We start from the raw sequence: 23,523 nt of genomic DNA on the forward strand, positions 1-23,523 counted from the left end.
GGATCAGTAGCCCATATTTTTCTTCTTCTCTAACTCTTCTTTCGCCGTGTCCGGCAGGTAGAGCGTGGATTTGGTGATGGTCAACTTCTCAGGCTGGGTGCCGTCCTTCTTGAATTTCTCCAGCGCATCGAATGCCGGGCCCGCCATATTTGGCGTCAGCTCCACGCTGGCGTTCGCTTCGCCGTCAATCATCGCTTTGTAGATGTCCGGTACGCCGTCGATCGAGCCGGTGAGGATATCTTTGCCCGGCTTCAGGCCCGCTTCTTTGATGGCCTGGATGGCGCCGATCACCATGTCGTCGTTGTGGGCATAAACCATGCAGATATTTTTGCCGTTATTTTCTGCCTTGATGAAGCTTTCCATGACCTCTTTACCCTTGCTACGGGTGAAGTCGCCGGACTGAGAACGGATGATTTTGATGTTTGGTGCTTTGGCGATGGCCTCCGCGAAACCTTTCTTACGGTCGATAGCCACGCTCGCCCCGACGGTGCCCTGCAACTCAACCACGTTACACGGCTTGCCATCCACCTGCTTCACCAGCCAGTCACCAATCAGTTTGCCTTCCAGCACGTTATCGGCGGTGACGGTGGTCATATAGAGAGATTTGTCTTTTACGTCGATGGAACGGTCGAGCAGGAAGACCGGAATTTCAGCATCTTTGGCTTCCTTCAGCACCGGCTCCCAGCCCGTGGCGACAACCGGGGCAATAAAGATGGCATCCACGCCCTGAGCGATAAACGAGCGCACCGCTTTAATCTGGTTCTCTTGCTTTTGCTGACCATCGGCGATTTTCAGCGTAATACCGCGCTTTTCGGCCTCACTTTTCGCCACATTCGTTTCAGCGGCGCGCCAGCCAGATTCAGATCCGACCTGCGAAAATCCAACGGTTAAGGGTGCGGCCATCGCCATAGACGACATGGCTGCCGAAACTGCTGTAACAAGAAGTAAGCGCTTCCACATATGAACGTCCTCGTAGGGTAGGTTATTGTTGGTTAAAAGATGTTCCGCGGATGAACTATAGCTAATGGAATATGTTACGGATTGCGTTACATCACACTTCAGAAAAGTGAATAAAACGTTAATCACAAGTTTGTAATCGCTTTCATTTCAACATTTAAAATGCGGCTGAGTTTATGGATTATCCTGTCATGGAAACGGTCTGAAAAGTGAAGGCGCGAGGGAGAGAAGACGAAAACAGGCGGAGACTTTCAGCGCCAGTTGGCTATAATACCTGCCACTTGTTTACCATCCATTTTAAAGGACACCGACATGAGCTTACTCAACGTCCCTGCGGGTAAAGAACTGCCAGAAGACATCTACGTTGTGATCGAAATCCCGGCCAACGCAGATCCAATCAAATACGAAATCGACAAAGACACCGGTGCGCTGTTCGTTGACCGTTTCATGTCTACCGCCATGTTCTATCCGTGCAACTACGGCTACATCAACCACACTCTGTCTCTGGACGGTGACCCGGTTGACGTACTGGTCCCAACGCCATATCCATTGCAGCCAGGTTCCGTCATTCGCTGCCGTCCTGTTGGCGTGCTGAAAATGACTGACGAAGCGGGTGAAGATGCGAAACTGGTTGCCGTACCGCACACCAAGCTGAGCAAAGAGTACGATCACATTAAAGATGTGAACGACCTGCCAGAGCTGCTGAAAGCGCAGATCGCCCACTTCTTCGAGCACTACAAAGATCTCGAAAAAGGCAAATGGGTTAAAGTTGAAGGCTGGGATAACGCAGAAGCGGCGAAAGCAGAAATCATCGCCTCTTTCGAACGTGCTGCTAAGAAGTAATTCTTACTGCTGAGACTAAGCCCCGCGCGTCGGGGCTTTTTTGTGCCTGTCGCTCCAGGTAACCCGTGCGATTGGGGAGTATCGCCCGGCGGCGCTACGCTTGCACGGGCCTACGGCGCAAAACGACAACGCCACCTTACGGTGGCATTGTCGTTTTTCAGAACTGGTCTCTGTCTAACCAGTTACCGCTTTCAATCAACGTTAACCCGTCGACCGAACGTTGGTACACGTACATCCATGCACTGCCGTAAGGCGTCTGGATCAACTGGCGAGCGTATTCACCGCCCCTGGTGCGCAAGGCATCAAGTTCGGCCAGCGTGGCATTATCAATACGATAAACCTCACCCTGTACCGTTCCGTTCCCCGGAACCGCGCCTGGATAGTGGCCCAGACTGTACAACTGGTAGTTTTCGATTGTGTAATTTCCCAGCAACTGGGCGTTGGTCATCCAGTGGCTGTTGCCTTGCCTGGTTCGTAAACTGCCGTAAACAAATATTCGCATTGCTAAAACTCAAACTGATAGAGCAGATCAAGTGCCTGGTCTACGCCGGACACTGCTTCCAGATATAGCTTAGGCATCAGGCGATAACGTAACGTGAGTGTAGCCAGTGAGTCAAAGATCCCCACGCCATATTTTACCTGTAGACCCGGCAGTACATAGCCGCTGACCACTACCTGCGAAGAGTCACCCACGCCCTGAGTGTCCAGCGCCAGATTGCTTACGCCAAACGTCTCGCCGATTTTACCCACAACCTGACCACTTTGTGCAACCCCCAGACCGACTAACATTGATGTCATTGCCGCACCATCGCCCTGTTGGCTATCCAGACCCTGGCCGCGAAGGAGGTAAGAGAGCGCTTCCTGTTGCGACATGGCCGGGTCAGAGAAGATCTCTGCCTTAGGTTCATCGGCGGAGCCCGTCACGCGCACGCCTGCAATCACATCATCTTCGGTGGCTTCCGGGTTACGGATCGCTTCGATATTGAGTACCGGCTGATCCGGTGGACCGGAGAACAGCAGCTCGCCTTTACGCACAATCAAATCCTGCCCGTAGGCATGGAAGCGCCCTTCAGGAATATTGATTTGTCCATTGAGGCCAAGCCCCTGTTGATCCTGCGCCACTTTCAGGTCACCCGTGAGTCTCGCCTTCAGCCCAAACGCGTCCAAACGCACGTTATTCCCCACGTGCACGATAAGATTACTATTGATCGGTATGCCAGCGCTCTTCTGTTCAACAGGTTTCAGATTTTCATTGAGCATAACTTCGTCACTGGAGACGCCAACCGCGCTTTCCGGCACCTCGTGAACCACGATGCGCGCCCACGGTACGTCAACACGGCCGTCCAGGGTGAAGAGACTCGGCGTTGCCTCAAAGACCACGTCTGGCGACACGTCCAGGCGCACCATCGGCGGTACCGTGATACGCACCCTGCTGCCCTTGGCCGCAATACGGGCGCGCCAGTTGTCGAGCTGGCTCCAGTCTGCGTCACCGCTCAGGTTGATTTGTCCCTGCTGCGTCAGCACTGAGCCACTGAGGGTTGAGCTTTGGCCGTTAAAGTTCATCGCCAGCTGGCTTGGCTGCATATCGAACGGCATAAAGTTACCGTCAATGTCCACACCGTTTAACCGCATCTGGCCAAACAGCTGCGGGCTTTGCGCATCCCCCGCCAGACGCAGGTTGGCGCTGAGCATCCCCGCCGCCTTTTCTCCCCGCGAGAAGATCGGATTCACCATCGCCAGGTTGAAGTTACGAATATTGACGTTGCCGCCGAGATTGCGCCGCCCTTGCGGATCGGTAATTTGCACCTGTCCGTCAAACTGACCGTTGTTGGTCAGGCGGATCAGCCATCCCAGTTCCGCACGATTGTTACGCAGGTCAGCGTTCACATTCAGGGTGTCGAACGCCACCGGCAGCGGCGCGTCATTGACCTCCTGCGTCACCTTCACGTTACGCCCGGAGAGGGTAACGCTGCCCTGCGGCAGTCCCTCTTTGGTGGTGTCCCACGCGACGTCCGCTTTACCGCTGAAGACCCCGCTGGCCTGGGTGGTTTCCGGCATAAACGGTTTCAGCATCGCCAGGTCGAAACGGTTGAGGTTGATCTGCGCGCGTCCTTCCGCGCCCGCATCAATGGTCTGCGGCACGCACAGCTCAGCATTCGGGTTGGTCCAGCAGTGTGGCCCAATGCTGATCTTTTGCTCCGCGTTGCGGTAATCCAGCGCGACAGACCGCGACAGCACCAGCGGGCCGACCGGCGTGCTGAAGCGGGTGTTATCCAGCACGCCTTTCCAGCGCGTCGCCTGGCGGTCAAAACTGCCCGTCAGGTGCAGCTGCCCGGAGACCGGCTCGCCCTGCACGCGTAGCTGGAGATCGTGCTGCTTTTCGTTACCTTTTGCCGCCAGCGTGACCAGACTGATGTTCACGTCCGGCTGAGAGATACGCTCCACGCGCAGATTCAGGTTTCCGCCGATCTGATCGGTGGATTTCACGTCTCCCTCGACACGTACGCGGGCAATAGAAAGTTCCTGCCAGCGCAGGTTATTGGCGGTGATGTCCGCCAGCAGCTGCGGCGCCTCCACCGTACCGCGAACCTTCACTAACCCCTTCGCCGTGCCGCCAAGACCCGGCAGGGCGTTATCGAGATTTGGCGCGTCGATGGTGGCATCCAGATTGAGGTCTTTCACGCCCAGCTCGCCTTTGATATCCGCCGTGTTGCGACCCAGCGCCACGTGCAGGCCCGGGATCACCCACTGGAGATAGCTGTTGCCCTTAAGCGAGCCCTCTACGTTGACTTTGTTCTGCTTCACGTTGCCGGTGAGCTTGAGTTCCGGCACATCCATCTGCCAGGTGCCACCGTACAGGCTACCGCGGGTTTTGATCAGGCCATCCAGTTTTGACGGCCAGTCCGGGACCTCTTTAGCGGTGTTGATCCCGGTCAGCTTCAGCTCGCCGCGCCAGCTGATCGCCTGCTGCCAGTCGAGCAGCGCGGTCAGCTCGGTTTTTCCTTCCAGCGCCGCCACGGTCAGCTTGTCGAGGTTAACCTGCAACTCGTTACCCTTCGCATCCAGGGTGATATCGGCGGGCGGTACCCCCTGCCCCTTCACTGCCGTGCGGAACGACAGCGTGTAGTCGGTCATTTTGCCACTCAGCTTCAGCTTCAGATCGTCAGCCTGGAACTGTTTTTCGCCGGTGAACGGCCAGTAAAGCTGCTTGCTGACCACCTCAAGGTTGAGCGGTAAACCGGCCTCTGCCAGCTGGGTTTGCCCGCGCAGCACCATATCCACCGGTCCGGAGAGGTTCACGCCGAACTCCAGCTTCTCGCGCAGCGCGCCGCCGACTTTCACCTTCACCTTTTCGCCTTTCAGCGGATCGATGTTCAGGGCGCTGTTCAGCGTAATATCTACCGGCCAGTTGTCGCGCAGCAGCGCATTGCCTGAGGCGTTGACCGACCCCTGGTTAGTATCAATATCCAGCGCGTCGAGCTTCATGTTGCCGTCGATACTGCTGACTTTAAGCAGCATGTTGAAGACCGTCAGATCGGTATCGCCGGTCAGACGCAACTGCTCGCCCTTAAACTCTTCGATATTGAGGTTCAGCGGCAGATGCACGTCGGTCATCTCCGGCAGAACTGGTTTCGAGAAGAGATCTTTCAGCGTTTCGCCCAGCGGTTTTTCTTCCGGCTGCGGGTTCTGGATCTTCGGCTCGACGATCTCTTCCTGCGCCACGTCGGCCACCTTCGGCAGCGCAATCAGCAGCCCTTGCAGGGAGGTTGGGGTCAGGGTGAGGTTTTTCTCCTGCCAGCGCAGGCCGGAGGTGAAATCCATCACGGATACCGTCGTGTCGTCGATTTTGATATTCACGTTATCCAGTGCGACCCGGTAAAGCGCAATCGGGTACGGCGTGGAGAGGTTCAGCGGGCCGCTGTCCTCTTCTTCGACAGGCTCGGACTTCGGCATTTTTTTGGAATCTATCGCCACGTTAACGTCTTTTAGCGACAGATCGTTTACGCACAGCTGGCTGTCCCGCAGGCAGCCGAGCTTGACCGCCAGATGAAACTCGCCCGCGTTCACCGCCACGCCGGGCTGTTCATAACGGATATTTTTCAGGCGCAGATCGCGCCAGCCGCCCGTTACCTGGCCGATTTCCAGCCCCGGCACCCAGCGGTTCGCGGCGTTAAACAGCAAATGCAGGCCCGTGGTGGTGCCCACCAGAAACGCCACCGTACCGAGCAGTAATACGATAAAAATCAGCACCCCGAGGCTTATCTTCTTCCATAAACTCATAATTCAGGCCCCAGACCGATGTAAAACTGTAAACCGTGTTCGTCTTTGTCGCCCACCGGAACGGCGAAATCGAGCTTGATGGGCCCGACCGGTGACTGCCAGCGCACGCCTACGCCCGCGCCGGTTTTGAAATCGCTGCGGCGGATATCGTTCACCGCTTCACCGCCGTCAACGAACATCGCTCCCCACCACTTGCCGCTGACGTTGTACTGGTACTCCAGCGAGCCAGTCGCCAGTTTTGACGCTCCGGTCAACTGGCCTTTGTCGTTTTCAGGTGAGATCGATTTGTACTTATACCCGCGAATGCTGCGGTCGCCCCCGGCGAAGAAGCGCAGATCCGGCGGGACGCGTTCGAAATCACCGGTTTCGATCCAGCCGAGATTACCGCGCATCACAAAGCGGTGTTTGTCGTACAGCGTGCGGATCCAGACGTTTTGCGCCTGAAAGACGGAGAAGTCTACGTCGGAGCCCCAGGCGGTGTTGGAGTAATCGATGGAGTAGCGCTGAGAATCGCCCCAGGTCGGCATCAGGCCACCGCGCGAGCGGGTACGGCTGATCATCACGCCCGGATAAAGCAGCATGGTGGTGTTGGTGACGTTTGCCTGGGTAAAGTGGTCGAGGCTCCAGCGCAGGTTAATGGCGCGCTGCCAGCCGCTGGAGAGATCCCAGAAGCGTGATACCGCAAGCGTCGTCGAGTCCTGCTCGGTATCGTTCAAATCGGTACGCTTAAAGCCGCCCTGCACGAGGTAGTATTGCTCAAGCGGATTTTTCAGCAGCGGCATTTTATAGCTGAAGTCCAGCTGCTGTTCAGGCGCAGACAGGCTGACGCTGGTGGTCAGGCTGTGGCCGTAGGAGTTCATCCACGGTTTTTTCCATGAGGCTTTCACGCGCGGGCCGACGTCCGTGGAGTAGCCAACACCGGTCTCAATGGTGTTCTCGGTGCGCGGAGAGACCACGCCATGCAGCGGTAACACTTTCGTTTTACGGGATTTATCAAATTCCGGCGCTACCACCACGGAGTTAAACCAGCCCGTCGCGGACAAACGACGGTTCAGCTCGCCCAGATCGCTGGACTGGTAGTAGTCGCCCTTTTTAAACGGCACCAGATTTTGCAGATACTCGTCACGGATTTGCGATCCTTCGAAGGTCACATCGCCAAACCGGTAGCGCTCGCCGCTGTCGTAATCGATATCCCAGAATGCCTGACGTCGCTCAAGCGCAACGCCCAGCTGGCTTTTGTTGAACCGGCTGTCGAAGTAGCCTTTGCGCAGCGAAACGCTGGTTAAGGATTTTTTAAAACGATCGTAATCCCCGTGATTGAGCACGGTGCCCACTTTCGGACGGGTGCTGAGCAGATCCAGGTAGTCCCGATCGGTGCGCGCACCGCCGCGCAACACCACGTTCGTGCCGCCAATCAGGACGGGTTCGCCCGGCGAGACGCGGGCAATCAACACCTGGCGTCCTTTCGCCGGCGGCGGGCGTAAATCGAAATCGATGGTGGGTTCGTAGTACCCCAACGCCTTTAAGCCTTCGCGGATGGCGTCATCCACGCGCGCGCGAAAACGCCGATCCGGCGTGACCTCATCGCTCTGGATGGTAGAAAGCTGCGCACGCACGTTTTTTTCCAGCGCCCCGGATAACCCCTCAACCTGCAAACGGACATTCGCCGCGCTGGCAATCCCGCTGGTCAGCATTAAACTGACTAAACATAACTGGCGGATCTTTGTCACGTTTTCTCCTGAATATCCCTGTTTCCACCCTGGAAGCAAATGCAGTGCCGCTCCGCGGCAAAATACGGCCTGAAAGCCAAAAACCCAAATTACGGGTTGAAAAAGGGTGTAACACCCAAATATTTCTTATGATTAAATCTAGACTCATTCATCGCATTTATTGTGTTCAATTAAACGCTTCGTGACAACCTTAACCGAAACAACGCTACCCGGGAGGCCCCACCGTGAGTTTATTCGATAAAAAGCATCTGGTATCACAAGCCGATGCGTTACCGGGACGCAACACCCCTATGCCAGTGGCAACATTACACGCCGTAAACAACCATTCAATGACAAACGTTCCTGATGGAATGGAGATCGCCCTGTTTGCCATGGGTTGCTTCTGGGGCGTAGAACGCCTGTTCTGGCAACTGCCGGGCGTGTACAGCACCGCTGCGGGCTACACCGGAGGATATACGCCTAACCCAACCTACCGCGAAGTCTGTTCCGGTGAAACCGGTCATGCTGAAGCGGTGCGTGTGGTGTATGACCCGAGCGTCATTAGCTATGAACAGCTGCTCCAGGTGTTCTGGGAAAACCATGACCCGGCGCAGGGCATGCGTCAGGGTAACGATCACGGCACCCAATACCGTTCGGCCATCTACCCGCTCACCCCAGAGCAGGAGGCCGCCGCCCACGCCAGCCTGACGCGTTTCCAGGAAGCGATGCAGGCGGCCGGTGATAAACGTCAGGTCACGACGGAAATCGCTACCGCGAAACCGTTCTACTATGCCGAAGACGACCACCAGCAGTACCTGCATAAAAATCCGTACGGCTACTGCGGTATCGGCGGCATTGGCGTTTGCCTGCCTCCCCAGCAGGACTGATTATGGCATCAGCGCCACGCGAACCGCGTGGCGCGCAGCCTCTCCCTCCGGCCACTTTTTGCCGAAAACGTGACCTCTGGCAGGTTTACACGTCTTTACGCTATACTACCGCTGAAATAATCGGCTCAACGCTACGAGCTGAGTTCAATGTGTCTTCACACGAATGGTATCAACTCCCCTTCTGAGGATCTGGCGAGAAGCCGGATAAACTATGTTAAACAGTATTTTAGTAATACTTTGTCTTATTGCCGTCAGTGCATTTTTCTCGATATCGGAGATCTCGCTGGCTGCCTCCCGTAAAATCAAACTGAAGCTGCTTGCCGACGAGGGCAACATCAACGCATCACGCATTCTGAAAATGCAGGAAAACCCCGGCATGTTCTTTACCGTGGTGCAGATTGGCCTGAACGCGGTCGCCATCCTTGGCGGTATCGTGGGCGATGCAGCGTTTTCTCCGGCGTTTTATAGCCTCTTTGTTAAGTACATGTCCGTAGAGCTGGCCGAGCAGTTGAGCTTCATCCTCTCCTTCTCCCTGGTCACCGGCTTGTTCATTTTATTCGCGGACCTGACCCCGAAACGCATCGGTATGATTGCGCCAGAAGCTGTGGCTTTGCGTATCATCAACCCGATGCGCTTCTGCCTGTATGTCTTCCGTCCGCTGGTGTGGTTCTTTAACGGCCTGGCGAACGTCATTTTCCGCATCTTCAAGCTGCCGATGGTGCGTAAAGACGACATCACCTCCGACGATATTTATGCGGTGGTGGAAGCCGGGGCGCTGGCAGGCGTGCTGCGTAAGCAGGAGCACGAGCTGATTGAGAACGTTTTCGAACTGGAATCCCGTACCGTGCCGTCCTCCATGACCGGCCGTGAAAACATCATCTGGTTCGATCTGCATGAAGACGAGCAGAGCCTGAAGACCAAAGTGGCGCAGCACCCGCACTCCAAGTTCCTGGTCTGTAACGAAGATATCGACCATATCATCGGCTATGTGGACTCCAAAGACCTGCTGAACCGCGTGCTGGCAAACCAGAGCCTGGCGCTGAACAGCGGCGTGCAGATCCGCAACACCCTGATAGTGCCGGACACCCTGACGCTCTCCGAAGCGCTGGAAAGTTTCAAAACCGCCGGGGAAGACTTCGCGGTGATCATGAACGAATACGCGCTGGTGGTGGGCATTATCACCCTAAACGACGTTATGACGACCCTGATGGGCGACCTGGTCGGCCAGGGGCTGGAAGAGCAGATTGTTCAGCGTGACGAAAATTCATGGCTCATCGATGGCGGTACGCCGATTGAAGACGTCATGCGCGTACTCGACATTGACGAGTTCCCGCAGTCCGGCAACTACGAGACCATCGGCGGCTTTATGATGTTTATGCTGCGTAAAATCCCGAAACGTACCGACTCGGTGAAGTTCTCCGGCTTCAAGTTTGAAGTGGTGGATATTGATAACTACCGCATCGACCAGCTGCTGGTAACGCGTATTGATAGCAAACCGACCGTGCTGGTGCCGAAACTGCCGGATGCCGAAGAGAAGGTGAAGGTGTCGGCGTAATTTATGAAGGGCAGCGGTGAGCTGCCCTTTCTTTTACCCTCCGAGATTCACCCTAACTTTTAAAAAGGTGATGAATTCAAATAGATAAACGTCGCGTAAGATATATTGCTAAATTGATAAATTTTTCCACTGACTGTGATATATAAAGCGTTTTCTTTACTCTCTACTTTTGCTTCAGGATCCGTAGTTATCAGAAATGGAGCATACCCGTTCCTGACATCGCCTAAAAAAGCTTCTTCCGATTTTTTTGACGACGCCAGATAATATTTGTATACATTCGAAGTCGTAGCTCCCGCATTGCTTTCTGTAATATACAGTACAGAAACCTTCCCGATATTTTCTTTAAGAATAATGTCTTGCTCGATATAGAGAAACTCATCAACAGCACGCCATATGCCATAGGAAGAGATCAGGATTGTGAGTAATATATATATTTTCTTCCTAGAAACCAGCACGCTGAGCATAGTCTATCCCCGCTCTAATCCATGTTTGATCTGTAGGATCATCGCCATGAGGATCTGGTCCTTGATAGTTCTCAAAATCAGGAGAACTCGTTCCCGCCAGAATTTGAGCGATACCTGCACCTCGTAGCAATATCTCAGGTTTTATACCAGCAGCAATACCCACCGCTCCATAATGAAAGTTGCCGAAATTTTCGTATTGCCTGCCTAATTGATTTTTATAATCCCAGGGGCCATGCCCTCGAACCTGCTTGTAAAACCAAAGATATGTTAACGCTGATGGACCACGGTGAAAACGAGCTATCATCATGTTGCTTACAACTGATACTCCTACGGGGGAGAAGGAAGATATATCATAGGGAAGATGAGGATTCACTGCACTTACCGGATATCTCATTGTTTACCCTTTCATTCCAGCTATCTGAAAAAAGCAGGTTTCCGTCACAATGTTTCCAAGTGATTTTTTCATAACGTACTTCTACACATTCAAGATGGTTATGCTTCTCCTTTAATACATCTTTAGTATCATGCATTATTGGTGAAACCCCAACAATAGTAACGTTCTCCAAAAGCATATTGTTATATTCAACTTCTTGCCCGGCATCATTAATACGATACCATTTAAACTCTGCGCTTATTAATTTTTGGCCTGTACAAACGGCCTTAAATAGATAGGGAGACGAGGAATCAAACTCTTTCAAAAAAATGATGCTTGAATGTTTCCTTGTTCCTGTAATTTTTCCTGTCAATGGATCAGTAGGAATTGATACGTTATGTGAAAAACCATTAACCTCTATACTCGACTCTCTTCCTTTAACATCTACAGCCCCCTTAATTAACGCACCACCATCATCCTTCAGCCATAAATAAGCAGGAATAGCCATCATTAAACTCCTTTTTCAAAGTGAGATAACCATTGTTCCTGCGTAACGAGAAAAGACCAATATACAGTTAATCCTTTATTGTCCTGTATCAACAGTTACACACTAAAAAGTAAATTTAGATTCACTTAATAAAAGTGTGAAATCTATCCGCATCACAGAATGATTACGTGAAATATCCAGTAAATGAATATATTTGAAACTACGGCTACAAACATCAACGGCTCCCATCGGGAGCCGTCTTTTTAACTACTACTGCATAGCACGTTGGTTAAGCCATCTCAGTTTGCAGACGCATAACCTGACGGTTGACTTCGGACATCACAGACAAGTGCAGTTTGTCCTTCACTTTTGGGATAAGGATTTTGCCCTTATCGAACTCAAAAGCGCCAACATCCTTGATGTACAACCGTCCACGGAACAGGATCTTCACGTACTTCGCCACCTGAAGCGGGTTGTAGCGTTGGAAAATTTTCATTCTTGTATCTCCTGCGAATCATACGCTCTTGCGGTGCCACAATCGGCCCGACTGTCCTGAGCGCAAATTTTGATGCCCAATGACTATAGACCAGAACCTCGTACTTACCCAGTGTGCATAAGTTTATTTACCGTTTGATTACAATTATTCAGAATAATCTTTGCAAAGCGTGATACAGCGCAGTATATGCCGTCGTTTTTGCATGGATATGTGCGTTCGCCCGCAAACTGGCATCGGGATTGCGGGAAAAGCCTATTGATCGCACTTATGATTAAAAGCGCATGACCAAGTGGTCGGATCACCTGCTAACAATAAGGAAACACCATGACCCTACGTAACCTCCTGGCAGCAGCTTGCCTGTTGCTGCCGCTGATGGCTTCCGCACACAACATTGAAAAAAGACAACGTGTCCCGCCGGTCGGGATTGCTGACCGGGGAGAATTGATTCTCGACAATGATAAGTTTAGCTATAAAACCTGGAATAGCGCGCAGCTTGCGGGCAAAGTGAGAGTTGTACAACATATTGCCGGACGTACATCCGCTAAAGAGAAAAATGCCACCCTCGTGGAAGCGATCAAAGCCGCAAAACTCCCGCACGATCGCTACCAGACCACCACCATCGTGAACACCGACGACGCGATTCCCGGCTCCGGGATGTTTGTGCGCTCAAGCCTTGAGAGCAATAAGAAGCTCTATCCCTGGTCGCAGTTTATTGTCGACAGCAACGGCGTGACGCGTAAGGCGTGGCAGCTGGAAGAAGAGAGTTCAGCGATTGTCGTGCTGGACAAAAACGGTCGCGTACAGTGGGTTAAAGACGGCGCGCTGACGCAGGATGAGGTGCAGCAGGTGGTTGCCCTGCTGCATAAGCTACTGACTCAGTAAAGTGATACCCGGAAGCCCGGATTCAGGAATGACTCGCGCGGGGTGTAGTCCAGTGGCTTACCCTGCCAGTCATGCACATGCGCGCCAGCCGCCGCCGCCACCGCATGCCCTGCCGCCGTATCCCAGACGTTCGTCGGCCCGAAACGGGGGTACAGCTGCGCCTGCCCTTCCGCCACCAGACAGAACTTCAGCGACGAGCCAATCGACGTCGTCTGGTGTTCCCCCAACTGTTGCAGATACTCCTCCAGCTCGCTGTCACTGTGCGAGCGGCTGATCACCACCAGCGGAGGACGGGCATCACGCACCTGGATCTGCTTACGCACGCCGCACTCTTCCTTCCAGGCTTTACCTTCCGCCGCGCTGTACATCACCTTCATCACCGGGGCATAAACCACGCCCAGCACCGCTTTCCCTTTTTCAATCAGGGCGATGTTAACGGTGAATTCACCGTTACGCTTGATAAACTCTTTCGTGCCGTCCAGCGGGTCGACAAGCCAGTAACGCTGCCAGTGCTGACGTTCATCCCAGCTCTGGGGGGCTTCTTCAGAAAGGACCGGAATATCCGGCGTCAGGGCCTGCAACCCTTTCAGGATCACCGCATGCGCCGCGATATCCGCCGCCGTCACCGGGGAGTCGTCCGCTTTGCTGGCAACATCCATCGGTTTCGCACCGTCGTACACCTGCATAATGGCATCACCCGCATCCCGTGCGAGCTGACAAATTTTATCTAACATTCTCCACCTCTTCGTTAACGCAGTGGGCATAACTTATTGTTTTAGTTATATCGTAATGTGAACAATTCCGCTATCTGTGAAGCAATTCTGGTTTCAGCGCCCTTTTTTCTGGCAGCATTCACACTTCTGTAAGCAACAAATACTACATACATATTCCTTTGTGGCTTGGATCGAAAAAAGGACTCCTCAGATGATTAAGTTTAGCGCAACGCTCCTGGCAACGCTGATTGCGGCAAGCGTTCAGGCAGCGACGGTGGATCTCCGTATTCTGGAAACCACCGATCTGCACAGCAATATGATGGACTTCGATTACTACAAAGATACCCCTACGGAAAAATTCGGACTGGTGCGCACGGCAAGTTTGATCAACGCCGCCCGCGGTGAAGTGAAAAACAGCGTGCTGGTCGATAACGGGGACTTAATTCAGGGCAGCCCGCTCGGAGACTACATGGCGGCGAAGGGGCTGAAAAAAGGCGAGATCCATCCTGTTTATAAGGCAATGAATACGCTGGACTATACCGTCGGCAACCTGGGCAACCACGAATTTAACTACGGCCTGAAATACCTGCACGACGCGCTGGCAGGTGCAAAATTCCCGTACGTTAACGCCAATATCATCGACGTTAAGACGAAGAAGCCGCTCTTCACCCCTTATCTGATTAAAGAGACCGAGGTTGTCGACCAGGACGGTAAAAAACAGACGCTGAAAATCGGCTATATCGGTTTTGTGCCGCCGCAGATCATGACGTGGGATAAAGCCAACCTCGACGGGAAAGTGACCGTCAACGACATTACCGAAACCGCGCGCAAATACGTGCCGGAGATGCGGGCGAAAGGGGCGGATGTGGTCGTCGTCGTGGCGCACTCTGGCCTCTCGGCCGACCCGTATCAGGTGATGGCTGAGAACTCCGTGTACTATCTCAGCCAGGTGCCGGGCGTGGATGCGATCCTGTTTGGTCACGCCCACGCCGTCTTCCCGGGCAAAGATTTCGCTGATATCAAAGGCGCGGACATCGAAAAAGGGACGCTCAACGGTGTGCCATCGGTGATGCCGGGCATGTGGGGCGACCACCTTGGCGTGGTGGATCTGGTGCTGAATAACGACAGCGGAAGCTGGAAAGTCACGCAGTCGAAAGCGGAAGCGCGTCCGATCTACGACGCAGCGGCCAAAAAATCTCTGGCAGGGGAAGATAAAAAGCTGGTCGACGTCCTGAAGCATGACCACGACGCGACGCGTGAATTTGTCAGCAAGCCGCTCGGTAAATCCGCTGATAACATGTACAGCTTCCTCGCGCTGGTACAGGATGACCCGACCGTGCAGGTCGTCAACATGGCGCAGAAAGCCTATGCGGAGCACTATATTCAGGGCGATCCGGATCTGGCAAATCTGCCGGTACTGTCTGCCGCGGCGCCATTCAAAGTGGGCGGGCGGAAGAACGATCCGGCCAGCTACGTTGAGGTGGAGAAAGGCCAGCTGACCTTCCGTAATGCCGCCGATCTCTACCTCTATCCCAACACCCTCGTGGTGGTGAAAGCCACCGGGAAAGAGGTGAAGGAGTGGCTGGAGTGCTCTGCCGGGCAGTTCAACCAGATCGATCCGCACAGCAGCAAACCGCAGTCGCTGATTAACTGGGACGGTTTCCGCACCTACAACTTCGACGTGATCGACGGCGTGGAATATCAGATTGACGTTACCCAGCCCGCGAAATATGACGGCGAATGTCAGGCCATTAATCCGCAGGCAGAACGCATCAAAAACCTGACCTTCAACGGCAAAGCGATTGATCCGAATGCCACTTTCCTGGTGGTGACTAACAACTACCGCGCCTATGGCGGTAAGTTTGCCGGTACGGGTGACAGCCACATCGCCTTTGCCTCGCCGGATGAGAACCGTTCGGTGCTGGCGGCGTGGATCAGCGCGGAGTCGAAAAAGACGGGTGAAATTCATCCGGCGGTGGATAACAACTGGCGACTTGCGCCGATCCACAGCGACACTAAGCTGGATATTCGCTTTGAGACATCTCCGTCCGATAAAGCAGCCGCGTTTATCAAGGATAAGGCGCAGTATCCGATGCAAAAGGTCGCGACGGATGATATTGGGTTCGCGATTTATCAGGTGGATTTGAGCAGGTAGCGATGATTGTGCCGGGTGGCGGCTTCGCCTTACCCGGCCTACCCGCAATCCTCGATCCCGTAGGCCGGGTAAGCGCAAGCGCCACCCGGCATTTCACGCCGCACGCTCGTCCCTATTCGCCATCACCTGCGGCGTATTGACCTCAATCCAGTCGGCCAGCGCGGCCACCTTCTCGCTTACCTCCTGCCCCATCGGCGTCAGGCTATACTCCACATGCGGCGGCACGACCGGATACGACACGCGATCGACAAACCCGTCATGCTCCAGCGCCTGTAAAGACTGAGCCAGCATCTTCTCGCTGACGCCGCCCATCTTGCGGCGCAGATCGCTGAAGCGATGCGTCCCCTGACGTAACGCCACCAGGATCAGCACGCCCCAGCGGCTGGTTACGTGTTTGAGCACCTCCCGTGACGGGCACTGTTCCGCAAAGAGGTTGCCATCGCGCATTTGCTCGCTGAGCGTTGGTATTGTTGTTTTCATACTTACCTTTTTGTACGTACTTACTAAAAGTTAGTTATGGTGATAGTGTGCCACAACACCAGACAAACACGAAGGAGATTAATCATGATCGCGATTACCGGCGCAACCGGCCAGCTTGGCCAACACGTTATTGAAGAACTGCTGAAAACCGTTCCGGCCAGCCAGATCGTGGCTATTGTGCGTAACCCGTCGAAAGCCGAAGCGTTGCGTCAGCAAGGGGTCGTTGTGCGTCAGGCGGATTACACCGATGAAGCCGCATTTACCACCGCGCTGAACGGCGTGGATAAACTGCTGCTCATCTCCTCCAGCGAAGTGGGCCAGCGTGCCGTACAGCACCAGAACGTGATAAACGCCGCCAAAGCCGCCGGGGTGAAATTCATCGCCTATACCAGCCTGCTGCATGCTGACAAATCTCCGCTGGGTCTGCACGTTGAGCACGTCGAAACCGAAAATGCCCTGGCGGCCTCCGGCGTGCCTTACGCTCTGCTGCGCAACGGCTGGTACACCGAAAACTACCTGGCAAGCGCGCCGCCAGCGCTGGAACACGGCGTATTTATGGGTGCCGCAGGCGAAGGCAAAATTGCCTCTGCGACCCGTGCGGATTACGCGGCGGCGGCAGCGAAAGTGATTTCTGAAGAGGGTCATGCCGGCAAGGTGTATGAACTGGCGGGTGATAATGCCTGGACGCTGAGCGAACTGGCTGCGGAACTGAGCAAGCAGAGCGGTAAGCCGGTAACGTATCAGAACCTCAGCGAAGCCGATTTCGCCGCTGCGCTGAAAGGCGTTGGTCTGCCTGCCGGGCTGGCGGAGATGCTGGCGGACTCCGACACCGGCGCGTCCAAAGGCGGCCTGTTCGACGACAGCCGTACCCTGAGCAAACTGATCGGCCGCCCAACCACATCACTGGCGGAAAGCGTCAAAGCCATCCTGTAGTTGTTAAAAATTGGTTATTTTTTGTGGCATCCCCTCGGGTCATCTCTGATAATGAAGCGATGACCCACAAGGAGGCTCACCGTGCAAGGCGTACCGGAACAGTTCACTGATGAGAGAGACAGCGCGCGCTTTCGCCATCTGGCGCAGCTGCCGGGCCTGGAGCTTTATCACGCCCATATCTCTGACTACGCCTTTGAGCCTCACACTCATGAAGCCTTCGGTATCGGCACCATCGAAACCGGTGCCGAACGCTTCCGCTATCGCGGTACCCAGCATCTTGCCGCGGAAAAATCCGTCGTGACCATGAACCCGGACGAGATCCACACAGGGGAATCCGCCACCGAAGGCGGCTGGCGCTACCGAATGGTCTACATCGAACCCGACCTGCTGGAAGAGGTCACCGGCCTGCGTCACTGGTGGTTTAATGACGTCACGCGCCACGACCCTTTGCGCTCGCAGCAGATTGGCCGGTTAATTTACGGCCTGTGGCACACCAACGATCCGCTGGCGCAGAAGGGGCTGCTACTGGATTTGATTCAGACTTTTCAGCCACTGGCCCATCATGCGCCGGTGGTGCAGGAGGCCGCGCACCGCTTCGAACGCGTTCGCGACTATCTGCACGACAACTATATGCGCTCGCTGACCCTGGACGAGCTGGCTAACGTTGTCTCGCTCAGCCCGTACCATTTTCAGCGCCAGTTCAAAGCCCATTTCCACGTTACGCCCCACCAGATGCTGATGGCCATCCGGCTGTGGCGCGCAAAAGCATTCCTCACCCACGGCATGCCTGCCGCCGAGGTGGCCGCCGCGACCGGGCTGACCGATCAGTCGCATTTAACCCGCGCCTTCACCCGTCGCTACGGCATCACGCCCGTGCGCTACCAGAAACAGGTTATGCCGCGCTAATGCGCAACCTCATACAATACGCGCGCGTTTTGCCCTCCTACACTGATCGCAAAGTGAATCAAGATGGATGGAAAAATGATTAGCGGCGTGTTGTATGCCCTGCTTGCGGGTTTGATGTGGGGGCTGATTTTTGTCGGCCCGCTGATTGTGCCGGAGTACCCGGCGATATTGCAGTCGACCGGACGTTACCTGGCGCTGGGGCTGATTGCCGTGCCGCTGGCGTGGCTGGGGCGCGCGCGTCTGCGTCAGCTGGGCCGCCAGGACTGGCTCACCGCGCTAGCGCTGACCATGATGGGTAATCTGATCTACTACGTCTGTCTGGCGAGTGCCATTCAGCGCACCGGTGCGCCGGTGTCGACCATGATTATCGGCACGCTGCCGGTGGTCATCCCGGTTTTCGCGAACCTGCTTTACAGCCAGCGTGACGGCAAACTGGCGTGGTCAAAAATGGCGCCGGCGCTGGTCTGCATCGCCGTGGGGCTGGTATGCGTGAATATTGCCGAGCTTCGCCACGGCCTCGAAAACTTCAGCTTGTGGCGTTACGGTTCAGGGATCTTTCTGGCGTTTATTTCGGTTGTCTGTTGGGCCTGGTATGCCCTGCGCAACGCACGCTGGCTGCGGGAAAACCCGGATAAACATCCGATGATGTGGGCGACGGCGCAGGCGCTGGTCACCCTCCCTGTCTCGTTGCTGGGTTATGTGGGCGCGTGTGTCTGGCTGGGTAGCCAGCAACCGGCATTTACCCTGCCCTTCGGACCGCGCCCGTGGATATTCGTCGGGTTAATGGTCGCCATTGCCGTGCTCTGTTCGTGGGTGGGCGCGCTGTGCTGGAACATTGCCAGCCAGAAGCTGCCGACGGTGATATTAGGGCCGCTGATTGTCTTTGAGACGCTGGCCGGGCTGCTCTATACCTTCCTGATGCGTCAGAGCGTGCCGCCGCTGCTAACGGCCTGCGGGATCGCGCTGCTGGTCGTTGGGGTGGTGATTGCGGTGAGAGCGAAGCCGGAAAAACCGATGGTCGTTCCGGCGTCGAAGGGGTGATTTTTGCCGGGTGGCGCTGACGCTTACCCGGCCTACAAAATAACGCCTCGTAGGCCCGGTAAGGCGTAGCCGCCACCGGGCAAGCCTTTAAAACGTTTCCCAGTTCGCTTCAGACGCCGCCGCGACGGGCTGCGCTTTAGGTGCATAGGTCTTTACCGGCGCGGCTTTCACCGCCTGGTTACGGGTGATCTTAAACACCGCCACCGCGTCGTTCAGGCGTGCAGCCTGATCCTCCAGCGCCGCCGCTGCCGCCGCAGACTCTTCCACCAGCGAGGCGTTCTGCTGGGTGACGCGATCCATCTCCGCCACCGCCTGACCCACCTGGTCGATACCGCGGCTCTGTTCGTCGGAGGCCGACGCAATCTCACCCATGATGTCCGTCACGCGCGTAACCGCATCGACGATCTCCGCCATCGTCGCGCCCGCTTCATTTACCAGCTGAGAACCCGCGTTGACGCGTTCGCCGGAATCATCGATCAGCGCTTTGATCTCTTTCGCCGCCTGTGCGCTGCGCTGGGCAAGGGTACGCACCTCGCCCGCGACAACCGCGAAGCCACGTCCCTGCTCGCCCGCGCGCGCCGCTTCTACCGCCGCGTTCAGCGCCAGAATATTGGTCTGGAAAGCAATGCCGTCGATCACGTTAGTAATTTGCGCGATTTTGCTGGAACTGGTGGCGATTTCGTCCATGGTGCGCACAACGCCCTCGACCACGTTACCGCCCTTCTTCGCGGTGGAGGAGGCGTCCAGCGCCAGACGCGACGCCTGACGCGCGTTATCGGCGTTTTGCTTCACGGTGGCGGTTAACTGTTCCATGCTGGCTGCCGTCTCTTCCAGAGAAGCGGCCTGTTGCTCGGTACGAGAGGAGAGATCGTTGCTGCCCGCCGAGATTTCACCCGCGCCGGTGTAGATGGTATCTGCGCCTTCACGCACCACGCCCACCGTGTTGGCCAGCGCAGTCTGCATCTCCTGAACGTTGCGCGCCAGGATCGCCATTTCATTTTTACCCTCAGCTTGAATCGGCTGGGTTAAATCCCCTGCGGCAATGGCGCGGATATGGTTGATCACCTCTTCCAGCGGCAGCAGCAGCACACGGCGCATCGCAATCCAGCTGGAAATAATCACCGTGATCACCAGCAGCATCACCGCAGAAAGGATCCACAGAATGCGTTTGTAGTCGCTTTCATTGTCCTGGATACCTTTGGCGGCCAGCACGGCCTGCGCCTCACGCCACTCGCGATAAACCTTTTGCATCGCGGTCTGCTTCTGTTCGGCATTTTGTTTGAACATATCTTCCAGATTGCCCTGCCCCAGCAGAACGTTCATTTGCGTCAGCGTGGCGGAGTAGACGCGGTACTGCTCTTCCAGGCGATCGGCCAGGTGCTCGTCCATACCCGGCGTTTCCGGCAGCGCGTAGTATTTATCGTAATGGGTCTGGGCATCGGCCAGCAGGTTTTTCGCGGTATTGACCAGCTCGTTCAGCTGTCCGCCATTAATCTGCGACGCCATGCTGCTTTGCAGGCGCAACATGCCGCGGTTGAGAGTGACGCGCGCCTGGTTCAGGCTGATCCAGGCGTCGGTAAACTCCGCGACGTTCTGGCTGGAAAGCTGAGAAACGGTGAAGTTCTCTTTATCGTTATTGAGTGCGTTAATGAAAATGCCAGCGGAGATCAGCTGCATGATGCCGAGCACAAGCAGCACCGAAATCAAAAGAGTAATGACTTTTATACGTTTAAACATGCGTTGCCTTTTTTATATACAGGTATTGTCTGACCTGTATCTATCGGCACGTGCGGCAGGTTGTTTACTGTTTCTCCACCTTTAAAAACTTTCGAAAGCCCTTTTCTGCATTCAATCAGCAAGTTAAAAGCACGCTTTTTTTGTGATCCCCTTCTCATTTCACCCTTGCCTCTAAAGGGTTATAGTATCCACCTAAAGATGCATTTAAAATGCATCTTATATTTCTGATGATGAGGTAACTGCTATGGCCTTCCGCGACCAACCCTTAGGCGAGCTGGCGCTCTCCATCCCTCGCGCTTCTGCGCTGTTCCGTAAATACGATATGGATTACTGCTGCGGTGGTAAGCAAACGCTGGCGCGCGCAGCGTCGCGTAAAGAGCTGGATGTGGAGGCTATCGAAGCGGAGCTGGCTCAACTGGCTGAACAGCCTGTCGACAAAGACTGGCGCACCGCGCCGCTGGCTGAAATCATCGACCACATCATTGTGCGTTACCACGACCGTCACCGCGAGCAGCTGCCGGAGCTGATTTTACAGGCGACCAAAGTTGAACGCGTTAATGCCGATAAACCTTCCGTACCGCGCGGCCTGGCGAAATACCTGACCATGCTGCACGAAGAACTTTCCAGCCACATGATGAAAGAGGAGCAGATCCTCTTCCCGATGATCAAACAGGGCATGGGCAGCCAGGCTATGGGGCCCATCAGCGTGATGGAAAGCGAACATGATGACGCCGGCGAACTGCTGGAAGTGATCAAACACACCACCAACAACGTCACACCGCCGCCAGAAGCGTGCACCACCTGGAAAGCCATGTACAACGGCATTAACGAGATGATCGACGATCTGATGGAACACATTAGTCTTGAGAATAACGTTCTGTTCCCGCGTGCATTATCGGGTAAATAAAAAAGCCCGGTGGCGCTAGCGCTTACCGGGCCTACAACATCCGCGAACCTAGGCCGGGTAAGCGTCAGCGCCACCCGGCAACATGCTTAGCGCATGCCCGCCATACGTTTCTTACCGATAAACAGCCAGCCCAGCCCCAGCGCGATAAACCACAGCGGCGTGACCATCAGCGCCTGTCGGGTATCTTCTTCCAGCGTCAGCAGCACCAGCACGAAGACGAAGAACGCCATGCACACCCAGCACATCAGCTTGCCCAGCGGCATCTTGTAGATCGACTTCTCGTGCAGGTGTGGACGCTGCTTGCGGTACACCAGGTACGAGCAGAGGATGATGGTCCAGACGAACATAAACAGGATCGCCGACACCGTGGTGATCATGGTGAACGCGCCGATTACGCTCGGGTTGACGTAGAGCATCACCACACCGCCCAGCAGACAGATGCAGGAGAAGGTCAGCCCTTTCGCTGGTACCGCGCGTTTAGACAGTTTGGCAAACGCGCTCGGAGCAACGCCCTCCTGCGCCAGGCCGAACAGCATACGGCTGGTGGAGAAGACGCCGCTGTTCGCGGAAGAGGCCGCAGAAGTCAGCACCACGAAGTTAATCAGGCTCGCGGCAGCAGGCAGCCCCACCAGCACGAACAGCTCGACGAACGGGCTCTTGGTTGGCACCACCGAGCTCCATGGCGTCACGGACATAATGACGATCAGCGCGAACACGTAGAACATGATGATACGCAGCGGAATGGAGTTGATCGCACGCGGCAGGGATTTCTCCGGATCTTTGGTTTCCGCCGCCGTGGTACCGACCAGCTCAATCCCGACAAACGCAAACACCGCAATCTGGAAGCCGGCAAAGAAGCCGCTGATACCTTTCGGGAACCAGCCGCCGTCATTCCACAGATGGGCAAACGAGGCCTGTACGCCGGTTGGCGACTGGAAGTGCGTCAGCACCATCACCAGCCCGACGACAATCAGCGCGATGATGGCGACGATTTTGATCATCGCGAACCAGAACTCCATCTCACCGAACATTTTAACGGTGGCGAGGTTCAGGCTCAGCAGCAGAACAATCACCGCCAGCGAAGCCACCCAGTCCGACAGGCCGGGGAACCAGAATTGGGCGTAGGCCGTAATAGCGACAACATCCGCCATGCCGGTAACCACCCAGCAGAACCAGTAGGTCCAGCCGGTAAAATAGCCCGCCCACGGGCCGAGCAGGTCTGACGCGAAGTCGCTGAAAGATTTGTATTCGAGATTCGACAGCAGCAATTCACCCATTGCACGCATCACGAAAAAGAGCATAAAACCGATGATCATATAAACGAAGATGATCGACGGGCCGGCAAGACTGATGGTTTTGCCCGAGCCCATAAACAGCCCGGTGCCGATGGCTCCACCAATGGCAATAAGCTGAATGTGACGGTTCGTGAGATTTCGCCGTAGCGACTGTTCAGACGTCGCCTCTTCTGCGGCGGCGACTTTGACCTGATCTACCATGTGATATTTTCCTGTTTATGCCTGTCTGTGTTGTTAAGGCTCTTCTGGCCTTTATATACGCCAAATAAATGACGGACCCTGTGTAAGGACTAATCGATAGTAGGTAAGAATCGGCGGGATGAATACTATGATTTGAATATTATGTTAATAATATGTTGAAAGTGAGTGTCATATCACTCATACAGCGCGAAACAGCTCACAAAAATACACGTAACAGTTTC

General features: G+C 55.0%; 21 protein-coding genes. 9 read left to right on the forward strand and 12 right to left on the reverse strand.

Annotation, left to right across the window (positions count from 1 at the left end):
• Positions 1-3: 3 nt before the first annotated feature.
• On the reverse strand, positions 4-960 hold the full coding sequence (gene ytfQ / locus ACOTWU_RS17180; RefSeq protein ID WP_017383924.1) for a galactofuranose ABC transporter substrate-binding protein YtfQ: 957 nt from the start codon (positions 958-960) through the stop codon (positions 4-6).
• Between the two features lie 309 nt (positions 961-1,269).
• On the opposite strand from ytfQ, the gene ppa reads away from it, so the two are divergent.
• Positions 1,270-1,800: an inorganic diphosphatase gene (gene ppa / locus ACOTWU_RS17185; RefSeq protein WP_006810347.1), complete on the forward strand. Its 531-nt coding sequence runs from the start codon at positions 1,270-1,272 to the stop codon at positions 1,798-1,800.
• A 157-nt stretch (positions 1,801-1,957) separates the two neighbouring features.
• On the opposite strand, the gene ACOTWU_RS17190 is transcribed toward ppa, so the two are convergent.
• The 3 genes from ACOTWU_RS17190 to tamA are packed head-to-tail and all read right to left on the reverse strand — an operon-like array spanning position 1,958 to position 7,811.
• On the reverse strand, positions 1,958-2,302 hold the full coding sequence (locus ACOTWU_RS17190; protein ID WP_017383925.1) for a gamma-glutamylcyclotransferase family protein: 345 nt from the start codon (positions 2,300-2,302) through the stop codon (positions 1,958-1,960).
• A 2-nt stretch (positions 2,303-2,304) separates the two neighbouring features.
• Entirely contained in the window at positions 2,305-6,081 is a 3,777-nt protein-coding gene (gene tamB / locus ACOTWU_RS17195) for an autotransporter assembly complex protein TamB (protein WP_040117126.1), read from the reverse strand.
• The gene (gene tamA, locus ACOTWU_RS17200; RefSeq protein WP_017694656.1) at positions 6,078-7,811 is read right to left on the reverse strand and encodes an autotransporter assembly complex protein TamA; all 1,734 of its coding nucleotides are present in this window, start codon (positions 7,809-7,811) and stop codon (positions 6,078-6,080) included. Before tamA ends, tamB begins: the two co-directional genes overlap by 4 nt.
• Before the next feature lie 224 nt (positions 7,812-8,035).
• Between tamA and msrA the strand changes: the two genes are divergently transcribed.
• Together msrA and ACOTWU_RS17210 are read left to right on the forward strand one after the other, a co-directional pair.
• Positions 8,036-8,677, forward strand: a complete 642-nt coding sequence (gene msrA, locus ACOTWU_RS17205; protein WP_003856057.1) for a peptide-methionine (S)-S-oxide reductase MsrA — start codon at positions 8,036-8,038, stop codon at positions 8,675-8,677.
• Between the two features lie 211 nt (positions 8,678-8,888).
• Positions 8,889-10,232 (forward strand): hemolysin family protein, encoded by a 1,344-nt coding sequence (locus ACOTWU_RS17210; protein WP_040117125.1) that lies wholly within the window; start codon positions 8,889-8,891, stop codon positions 10,230-10,232.
• A gap of 59 nt (positions 10,233-10,291) precedes the next feature.
• On the opposite strand, the gene ACOTWU_RS17215 is transcribed toward ACOTWU_RS17210, so the two are convergent.
• From ACOTWU_RS17215 to ACOTWU_RS17230, 4 genes are all read right to left on the reverse strand, one after another.
• On the reverse strand, positions 10,292-10,696 hold the full coding sequence (locus ACOTWU_RS17215) for a hypothetical protein (protein WP_126498737.1): 405 nt from the start codon (positions 10,694-10,696) through the stop codon (positions 10,292-10,294).
• Positions 10,674-11,003: a polymorphic toxin type 44 domain-containing protein gene (locus tag ACOTWU_RS17220; protein WP_232964270.1), complete on the reverse strand. Its 330-nt coding sequence runs from the start codon at positions 11,001-11,003 to the stop codon at positions 10,674-10,676. The genes ACOTWU_RS17215 and ACOTWU_RS17220 overlap by 23 nt, the downstream gene beginning before the upstream one ends.
• Positions 11,004-11,046: 43 nt before the next feature.
• Positions 11,047-11,577 carry an Hcp family type VI secretion system effector gene (locus ACOTWU_RS17225; RefSeq protein ID WP_045336154.1) on the reverse strand — a complete coding sequence of 177 codons (531 nt, stop codon included), beginning with the start codon at positions 11,575-11,577 and terminating at the stop codon, positions 11,047-11,049.
• 268 nt (positions 11,578-11,845) lie between these two features.
• Positions 11,846-12,052, reverse strand: a complete 207-nt coding sequence (locus ACOTWU_RS17230) for a DUF1107 domain-containing protein (RefSeq protein WP_000689228.1) — start codon at positions 12,050-12,052, stop codon at positions 11,846-11,848.
• 324 nt (positions 12,053-12,376) lie between these two features.
• Here ACOTWU_RS17230 and ACOTWU_RS17235 point away from each other — a divergent pair, with 324 nt between their 5' ends.
• Positions 12,377-12,934: a YtfJ family protein gene (locus ACOTWU_RS17235; RefSeq protein WP_040117123.1), complete on the forward strand. Its 558-nt coding sequence runs from the start codon at positions 12,377-12,379 to the stop codon at positions 12,932-12,934.
• On the opposite strand, the gene cysQ is transcribed toward ACOTWU_RS17235, so the two are convergent.
• Positions 12,928-13,668, reverse strand: a complete 741-nt coding sequence (gene cysQ / locus ACOTWU_RS17240; protein WP_040117122.1) for a 3'(2'),5'-bisphosphate nucleotidase CysQ — start codon at positions 13,666-13,668, stop codon at positions 12,928-12,930. The two genes, ACOTWU_RS17235 and cysQ, sit on opposite strands and share 7 nt — an antisense overlap.
• A gap of 190 nt (positions 13,669-13,858) precedes the next feature.
• Here cysQ and ACOTWU_RS17245 point away from each other — a divergent pair, with 190 nt between their 5' ends.
• Complete coding sequence (locus ACOTWU_RS17245) at positions 13,859-15,802, forward strand: bifunctional 2',3'-cyclic-nucleotide 2'-phosphodiesterase/3'-nucleotidase (RefSeq protein WP_126498739.1); 1,944 nt, start codon at positions 13,859-13,861, stop codon at positions 15,800-15,802.
• A 93-nt stretch (positions 15,803-15,895) separates the two neighbouring features.
• Here ACOTWU_RS17245 and ACOTWU_RS17250 read toward each other — a convergent pair whose 3' ends face one another.
• Positions 15,896-16,282 (reverse strand): winged helix-turn-helix transcriptional regulator, encoded by a 387-nt coding sequence (locus ACOTWU_RS17250; protein WP_023302966.1) that lies wholly within the window; start codon positions 16,280-16,282, stop codon positions 15,896-15,898.
• An 84-nt stretch (positions 16,283-16,366) separates the two neighbouring features.
• Between ACOTWU_RS17250 and ACOTWU_RS17255 the strand changes: the two genes are divergently transcribed.
• The 3 genes from ACOTWU_RS17255 to ACOTWU_RS17265 all read left to right on the forward strand — a co-directional run bounded on the left by ACOTWU_RS17255 (position 16,367) and on the right by ACOTWU_RS17265 (position 19,162).
• Entirely contained in the window at positions 16,367-17,215 is an 849-nt protein-coding gene (locus ACOTWU_RS17255; protein ID WP_126498740.1) for an SDR family oxidoreductase, read from the forward strand.
• A gap of 81 nt (positions 17,216-17,296) precedes the next feature.
• Positions 17,297-18,121, forward strand: a complete 825-nt coding sequence (locus ACOTWU_RS17260; protein ID WP_017694662.1) for an AraC family transcriptional regulator — start codon at positions 17,297-17,299, stop codon at positions 18,119-18,121.
• Positions 18,122-18,196: 75 nt separating this feature from the next.
• Positions 18,197-19,162, forward strand: coding sequence for a DMT family transporter (locus ACOTWU_RS17265; RefSeq protein WP_040117119.1), 966 nt, complete (start codon positions 18,197-18,199; stop codon positions 19,160-19,162).
• An 87-nt stretch (positions 19,163-19,249) separates the two neighbouring features.
• On the opposite strand, the gene ACOTWU_RS17270 is transcribed toward ACOTWU_RS17265, so the two are convergent.
• Positions 19,250-20,899, reverse strand: a complete 1,650-nt coding sequence (locus tag ACOTWU_RS17270) for a methyl-accepting chemotaxis protein (protein WP_126498741.1) — start codon at positions 20,897-20,899, stop codon at positions 19,250-19,252.
• Between the two features lie 244 nt (positions 20,900-21,143).
• Here ACOTWU_RS17270 and ytfE point away from each other — a divergent pair, with 244 nt between their 5' ends.
• On the forward strand, positions 21,144-21,806 hold the full coding sequence (gene ytfE, locus ACOTWU_RS17275; RefSeq protein WP_126498742.1) for an iron-sulfur cluster repair protein YtfE: 663 nt from the start codon (positions 21,144-21,146) through the stop codon (positions 21,804-21,806).
• 86 nt (positions 21,807-21,892) lie between these two features.
• On the opposite strand, the gene cycA is transcribed toward ytfE, so the two are convergent.
• A complete protein-coding gene (gene cycA, locus ACOTWU_RS17280) occupies positions 21,893-23,302 on the reverse strand; it encodes a D-serine/D-alanine/glycine transporter (protein WP_015572483.1) in 1,410 nt (469 codons plus the stop codon).
• Positions 23,303-23,523 lie beyond the last annotated feature (221 nt).

The organism is Enterobacter cloacae complex sp. GYL001 (assembly GCF_049237125.1).
Lineage (GTDB): Bacteria > Pseudomonadota > Gammaproteobacteria > Enterobacterales > Enterobacteriaceae > Enterobacter > Enterobacter hormaechei_C.

Coding starts and splice junctions, on each gene's coding strand:
- ytfQ (WP_017383924.1), bottom strand. CDS start 960: ATGTGGAAGCGCTTACTTCTTGTTACAGCAGTTTCGGCAGCCATGTCG.
- ppa (WP_006810347.1), top strand. CDS start 1,270: ATGAGCTTACTCAACGTCCCTGCGGGTAAAGAACTGCCAGAAGACATC.
- ACOTWU_RS17190 (WP_017383925.1), bottom strand. CDS start 2,302: ATGCGAATATTTGTTTACGGCAGTTTACGAACCAGGCAAGGCAACAGC.
- tamB (WP_040117126.1), bottom strand. CDS start 6,081: ATGAGTTTATGGAAGAAGATAAGCCTCGGGGTGCTGATTTTTATCGTA.
- ACOTWU_RS17210 (WP_040117125.1), top strand. CDS start 8,889: ATGTTAAACAGTATTTTAGTAATACTTTGTCTTATTGCCGTCAGTGCA.
- ACOTWU_RS17215 (WP_126498737.1), bottom strand. CDS start 10,696: ATGCTCAGCGTGCTGGTTTCTAGGAAGAAAATATATATATTACTCACA.
- ACOTWU_RS17220 (WP_232964270.1), bottom strand. CDS start 11,003: ATGATGATAGCTCGTTTTCACCGTGGTCCATCAGCGTTAACATATCTT.
- ACOTWU_RS17225 (WP_045336154.1), bottom strand. CDS start 11,577: ATGGCTATTCCTGCTTATTTATGGCTGAAGGATGATGGTGGTGCGTTA.
- ACOTWU_RS17230 (WP_000689228.1), bottom strand. CDS start 12,052: ATGAAAATTTTCCAACGCTACAACCCGCTTCAGGTGGCGAAGTACGTG.
- ACOTWU_RS17235 (WP_040117123.1), top strand. CDS start 12,377: ATGACCCTACGTAACCTCCTGGCAGCAGCTTGCCTGTTGCTGCCGCTG.
- cysQ (WP_040117122.1), bottom strand. CDS start 13,668: ATGTTAGATAAAATTTGTCAGCTCGCACGGGATGCGGGTGATGCCATT.
- ACOTWU_RS17245 (WP_126498739.1), top strand. CDS start 13,859: ATGATTAAGTTTAGCGCAACGCTCCTGGCAACGCTGATTGCGGCAAGC.
- ACOTWU_RS17250 (WP_023302966.1), bottom strand. CDS start 16,282: ATGAAAACAACAATACCAACGCTCAGCGAGCAAATGCGCGATGGCAAC.
- ACOTWU_RS17255 (WP_126498740.1), top strand. CDS start 16,367: ATGATCGCGATTACCGGCGCAACCGGCCAGCTTGGCCAACACGTTATT.
- ACOTWU_RS17265 (WP_040117119.1), top strand. CDS start 18,197: ATGATTAGCGGCGTGTTGTATGCCCTGCTTGCGGGTTTGATGTGGGGG.
- ACOTWU_RS17270 (WP_126498741.1), bottom strand. CDS start 20,899: ATGTTTAAACGTATAAAAGTCATTACTCTTTTGATTTCGGTGCTGCTT.
- ytfE (WP_126498742.1), top strand. CDS start 21,144: ATGGCCTTCCGCGACCAACCCTTAGGCGAGCTGGCGCTCTCCATCCCT.
- cycA (WP_015572483.1), bottom strand. CDS start 23,302: ATGGTAGATCAGGTCAAAGTCGCCGCCGCAGAAGAGGCGACGTCTGAA.